Source organism: Flavobacterium sp. (assembly GCF_021151785.1).
In the GTDB taxonomy this organism is placed as follows: domain Bacteria; phylum Bacteroidota; class Bacteroidia; order Flavobacteriales; family Flavobacteriaceae; genus Flavobacterium.
The window spans coordinates 1-5,559 of record NZ_JAGKWP010000129.1; the positions used below are offsets into that span (position 1 = coordinate 1).

6 protein-coding genes are annotated in these 5,559 nt (G+C 31.0%); 2 read left to right on the forward strand and 4 right to left on the reverse strand.

Going from position 1 to position 5,559, the window contains the following annotated elements; all coding sequences use genetic code 11:
• Nucleotides 1-13: 13 nt before the first annotated feature.
• From QZ824_RS10465 to QZ824_RS10475, 3 genes are all read right to left on the reverse strand, one after another.
• Nucleotides 14-616 carry an alpha-ketoglutarate-dependent dioxygenase AlkB gene (locus QZ824_RS10465; protein ID WP_291275961.1) on the reverse strand — a complete coding sequence of 201 codons (603 nt, stop codon included), beginning with the start codon at nucleotides 614-616 and terminating at the stop codon, nucleotides 14-16.
• A 32-nt stretch (nucleotides 617-648) separates the two neighbouring features.
• On the reverse strand, nucleotides 649-1,542 hold the full coding sequence (locus QZ824_RS10470; RefSeq protein ID WP_291275962.1) for a DMT family transporter: 894 nt from the start codon (nucleotides 1,540-1,542) through the stop codon (nucleotides 649-651).
• A 277-nt stretch (nucleotides 1,543-1,819) separates the two neighbouring features.
• On the reverse strand, nucleotides 1,820-2,536 hold the full coding sequence (locus QZ824_RS10475; protein ID WP_291275963.1) for a hypothetical protein: 717 nt from the start codon (nucleotides 2,534-2,536) through the stop codon (nucleotides 1,820-1,822).
• 326 nt (nucleotides 2,537-2,862) lie between these two features.
• Here QZ824_RS10475 and QZ824_RS10480 point away from each other — a divergent pair, with 326 nt between their 5' ends.
• Together QZ824_RS10480 and QZ824_RS10485 are read left to right on the forward strand one after the other, a co-directional pair.
• Nucleotides 2,863-3,282, forward strand: coding sequence for a cold-shock protein (locus tag QZ824_RS10480; RefSeq protein WP_291275964.1), 420 nt, complete (start codon nucleotides 2,863-2,865; stop codon nucleotides 3,280-3,282).
• A 16-nt stretch (nucleotides 3,283-3,298) separates the two neighbouring features.
• The gene (locus QZ824_RS10485; protein ID WP_291275965.1) at nucleotides 3,299-3,490 is read left to right on the forward strand and encodes a cold-shock protein; all 192 of its coding nucleotides are present in this window, start codon (nucleotides 3,299-3,301) and stop codon (nucleotides 3,488-3,490) included.
• A 145-nt stretch (nucleotides 3,491-3,635) separates the two neighbouring features.
• On the opposite strand, the gene htpG is transcribed toward QZ824_RS10485, so the two are convergent.
• On the reverse strand, nucleotides 3,636-5,519 hold the full coding sequence (gene htpG / locus QZ824_RS10490; RefSeq protein WP_291275966.1) for a molecular chaperone HtpG: 1,884 nt from the start codon (nucleotides 5,517-5,519) through the stop codon (nucleotides 3,636-3,638).
• Nucleotides 5,520-5,559 lie beyond the last annotated feature (40 nt).

Consider the following 5,559-nt stretch of genomic DNA (forward strand, 5'->3'; position numbering starts at 1 on the left):
TTTTGAATATTGTTTAAAGAATGTTTCTAAAAGTTAAATTTATTCTATTGTTTTTAGGCTGTGTTGATTTAGGGAGTTGGTGTTTGTAGTGAGTTTGAGAGCCACTTTTCATTAAAAATAAGCTGCCATGTTCTAGGTTCAAGTCTTGTTTAACATGTGGTAAACGATTGTGTTTCAGTTGAAATTTTCTTGTTTCGCCCAAACTAATCGAAGCTATAAATGGGTCTTTTCCTAATTCTTTTTCATTATCTGCATGCCAACCATTACTATCTTTTTCGTTTCTGTACAAATTTAGTAGCACAGTGGTAAAATGCAGTTGGGTTTCTTTTTCTAAACAATCTTTGATATAAGTTAACGCCACTGTCCATGGATGGGGTTGCATAATGATCCCTGAGTAACCATATGGTTTTCCTTCATTTCCATACAAACAAGTTAATCTGGGTTGAGGAACTTTTTTTCCAAAAATGGTAATTTCATCTTGTTGCCAAGGCGTTTCATCGAGTAACTTTTGATACAATTCATTAGCTAAATCTTTGTTGAAAAACTGAGGATAATAAATAAATTCAGCATCTGGTAAATGGAGCCGTACGGGTTCTGATTTGAAAAGATTAAGCATAAAAAAAGCGATGTTAATACACCGCTAATTTATTATTTTTTATTGAATTTAATATTCATGATGACTATTGCCATAATGATTAATATAATGCCAATCCATTGTAAAGCGACCACTTGTTCGTTCAATATCATAAATGCCATCATAACAGAAACCGGTAGTTCTAACGAAGATACAATACTGCCTAAGCCAAGTCCTGTATGAGGAAAACCTGCATTCATTAATAGAGGAGGTATAATTGTTCCAAAAAGGGCTAAGAAAATACCATAATCTTTAAATATATTTAAATTAAAAGGGGTTACTTGAGTTGCAATTGAAAATCCAAATACAATAACAGCACCTCCTAAAAGCATATATAAGCTTCTTTGAGCGGATGAAACTCCTAGGGCAATTTTATTAGCTGTGAACATAGTTGTAGTGAATGAAGCCGCTGCTAACATGCCCCAAACGATTCCTCTCCAATCTAATTCTATTTCGCTTTTTAGGATATTAGTTGCTAAAATCGTTCCAACTAGTACAATACCTACTGAAATTATTTTTTGTAATGATGGTGCTTTTTTATCTAGAAACCATTCTAATAATACACCCATCCAAACGGTTTGCATTAAAAGAACAATAGCAATGGAAACATTAATGTATTTTACACATAAGTAATAAAAAACACTTGTCATACCAAGTGAAGTACCAGCTAACATCAATTGTAATATATTCATAGATGTTGCTTTAATAGTAGGCGTATTAAATCTGAATTTTTGAAATATATTAATTAATAAAACACCTAAAATTCCATAGATGAATTGTGAGGATGTAACTTCAGCAGTGGTAAATCCATCTTTGTAGGCTAATTTAACAAAAGTAGCCAACATCCCATAGCTAGTAGCGCCAAGGCCTACTAAAAAAACTCCTTTAATCATATTGTTTTTCAACATAGTTTCTAATTTTTAAAAAGCCGGCAAAGATAGAAAAAATGTTTAATATACCGGTTTTTAGGTAAAAAAATAACGATAGCTATCATGGATAAACTATCGTTTAAATAAATGTGATTTTATGAACTAAGATTCTAATTCTGCATAAAAATGGTTAGTAGAATTAGAAACTATAATGTAATAGCAAATACCTGTCCATTAGCGTGTGTATAGGTTGCCTGATTGTCACAAGTGTTATTGCCATAATCTAAGGTACCATTTAAATAGGTTCCTTGTAAATTCAATGTTCCTTGTGAAATATAGTTGCAATTAAATTTTTTATTAAAGGGGTTAGTACAGTAGCGGTTAAAGATGAACCATTAGGTCTGTTTACCGTATGAGTTCCAGCTAAAATTTCATAAACATTATCAGCTAAAATTAAAGTTGAAACACCTTCAATTTGTCTTACAGTTCTAGTGCCAGAATGTGTAAAAACAGCTCCATTAGCAAATGTTATTTGTCCATTTGAAATACTTCTCGTCCATTGTGGTATTGAAGGGTTGGTGGTTTGATTAGTATAAGTAACTGTTCCTTCAATTTTAGTTCCATTGATGTAATAATTGTCTCTTGCAATCGTCATTACACTTCCAGTAGATAATAAATAATTTGACAATGTAATAGTAAGCGTGCCAGAGCGTGTAATACCATTTAAAGTACATCCTGAGCCAAAACTTACTGTAAAAATTTTAGGAAATTGACCAGGAGTAGTATTGTTCACCGATACAGTAGCACAAGAAGCCAAAGCATGTGTTTCACTTGTACGGTTGGAATAACTGCTATAATTTTGTGAAAGATCTAAGCCATAATTAAAATCCATTTCACTTGAAAAATCAGCAACAGCATTAGCTGTAACTAAGTCTTTGTCTGTTTCGGTCTTTGTTGTTGTATTGTCTTCTTTATTGCAAGATAAAAGTAGAACAGATACTAAAAAAGGAAAGTATAATTTTAAGTTTTTCATGGTAAAAGTTTTTTCGTTGTGACATATGACTATAGTTTGATTAAAAGGTTTAATGAGGCGCTTTTAATAGTTAATGTTTAATTTAAATCTAAATAATTGTAAATAAATTAGTTTGCTAAATTAATTGTTGTATCTTTGCGTCATAATTATAGGTTACTGCCTTTGCCTTTTCTGACGTAGTTTAAAGTCAAATTTCTCCTTTCTCAGTTTTCGCTTTTTCAGCCACCCGAGTATTACCACTTTTTTAGTGTTTAAGTCTTTCTTTTAAAGTTAGATTTCGTTGTACAATAATTATTTTTTGAAATTTAATTTTAAACAGAATATATATGGCAGATTCTTTTTCTAAAAAAGAAGGAAACAAAAAAAAAGCTAAGAAAAAACAAGACAAAGCACTTAGAAGAGAAGATAGAAAAGTAAATAACAATAAAGGTAAGAGTTTAGAAGACATGCTTATTTATGTAGATAAAAATGGAAATTTTACCTCAATACCTCCCCATCTACAGTCAGAGGATGATTTAATCGAAAGAAATAATACGTCTAAGGAAACTTCTGAAATTCATAGTGGAATGATCAACTTTTTACATGAAAAAGGATATGGTTTTATTACGGAAGACAAAACTCGCGATTCGTTATTCTTTAACTATGATGTGACTACTTTTCCATTTAAGAAAAACGATAAAGTGACTTTTAAAAAAGAGGTAAGTTTAAAAGGCTTTAAGGCCACCCACATAATAAAAAAAAAATAATTTTAATTAATACATAATGCAAGAAGGTAAAGTAAAGTTTTTTAATGAGTCAAAAGGTTTTGGATTCATTACACAATTAGACGGAGGACAAGATATTTTTGTTCACGCAACAGGATTAATCGATAACGTTTCAGAAGATGATACTGTTATTTTTGAAGTTGAAAATACACCAAAAGGATTAACGGCTATAAATGTAAAGAGAAAATAATTTCTTTTTTTGATTTGTTTGAGAAGCTACTATAATTTTAGTAGCTTTTTTTATTGAACATTGAAGTACAAAATTAAATCCTTTACTCAAAAAAAATCCTGACTAGTTTTTACTAATCAGGATATTGTTTTAATAAATACTAAACCTATTTTAAGGCTTCAAAACTTTTTTTAACAAAAGCGGTTAATTCTTCCCCTTTTAGTAATCCTTGAGAAAGTTTAGCTATATCTAAGGCTTGTTTTACCAGTTCTTTTTGAACCTCTTCACTACTATTTAAAATAGAAGTAGCTAATTCAGAATTGGTATTCACAACTAAATTAAACATATCTGGGAAATTACCCATTCCAAACATACCGCCGCCGCCAGTCTGACTCATTTCTTTCATTCTTCTCATAAATTCAGGTTGTGTTATGATGAAAGGAGCTGCAGTGCTATCTAGAGCTTCCATTTGAACGGTATAATTTTCTTTAGGAACAGAGGCTTCAATAGTAGCTTTTAATTTTTCTTTTTCTTCATCCGTTAATTTAGAGATGGCCTCTTCGTCTTTTTGAATTAATTTATCAATGTGATCTGAATCAACGCGTGCAAAAGTTAAATTTTCATTATCAGTTTCTAATTTTTGTATTAAATGTGATACAATTGGAGAGTCTAATAATAATACTTGATATCCTTTTTCTTTAGCATGAGCAATGTAACTATGTTGAGCCTCTTTATTTGAAGCATATAATACAACTAACTTACCATTTTTATCTGTTTGAGTAGAAGAAATGGCTTCTTTTAATTCTGCCAAGGTGTAATATTTGTCATCTGTGGTTGGATATAAAACAAAATCTCCTGCTTTCTCATAAAACTTGGGTTCAGATAGCATTCCATATTCCAATACAATTTTAATATCGTTCCATTTTTTTTCAAAATCTTCACGATTTTCGTTGAATAAAGATTTTAATTTATCTGAAACTTTTCTAGTAATGTAATTTGAAATTTTCTTTACATTTCCATCGGCTTGAAGGTAAGAACGCGACACATTTAATGGAATATCAGGAGAGTCTACCACTCCTTTTAACATCATTAAAAATTCAGGTACAATGCCTTCTACATTATCAGTTACGAATACCTGATTTTGGTACAATTGAATTTTGTCTTTTTGAATTTGTAAGTCAGAACTTAATTTAGGGAAATACAAAATACCAGTCAAGTTAAATGGATAATCAACATTTAAATGAATGTTGAATAAAGGTTCGTCAAATTGCATAGGATACAATTCACGGTAGAAATTTTTGTAATCTTCCTCGGTCAGTTCACTTGGTTGTTTTGTCCATGCAGGATTCGGATTATTGATAATGTTATCAACATCTATGTATTCAGTCTTGTAGTCTTCTCCAGCATCTTCTGGTTTTGGAAGGGCTTCTTTTTTTGTTCCAAATTTAATTGGAACTGGCATGAATTTGTTATATTTAGTTAACAATTCACGAATCTTAGATTCTTCTAGAAAATCAAGTGAATCTTCAGCTACGTGTAAAATGATTTCAGTACCTCTCTCTGTTTTCGCATGAGGCTCAAGAGTAAATTCAGGACTGCCATCACATGTCCAGTGTGCTGCAGGTTCATCTTTAAACGATTTGGTAACAATTTCTACTTTTTCGGCCACCATAAAAGCCGAGTAAAAACCTAATCCGAAGTGGCCTATAATCCCAGCATCTTTAGCTGAATCTTTGTATTTGTTTAAAAATTCTTCTGCTCCTGAAAAAGCCACTTGATTAATGTATTTTTCTACTTCATCAGCAGTCATTCCTAAACCTTGGTCAATGATATGGATTTTTTTATTTTCCTTATCTATTTTTACTTCAATAATAGGATTGCCATATTCTACTTTAGCTTCGCCAATAGAGGTTAGGTGTTTTAATTTTAAAGTTGCATCAGTTGCATTGGAGACTAACTCACGAAGAAAAATTTCGTGATCACTATACAAGAATTTTTTAATCAAGGGGAAGATGTTCTCTACCGAAACATTAATTTTTCCTGTTGCCATATATTTTCTAAATTTTAAATTTTATGTTTGTGAATAATTC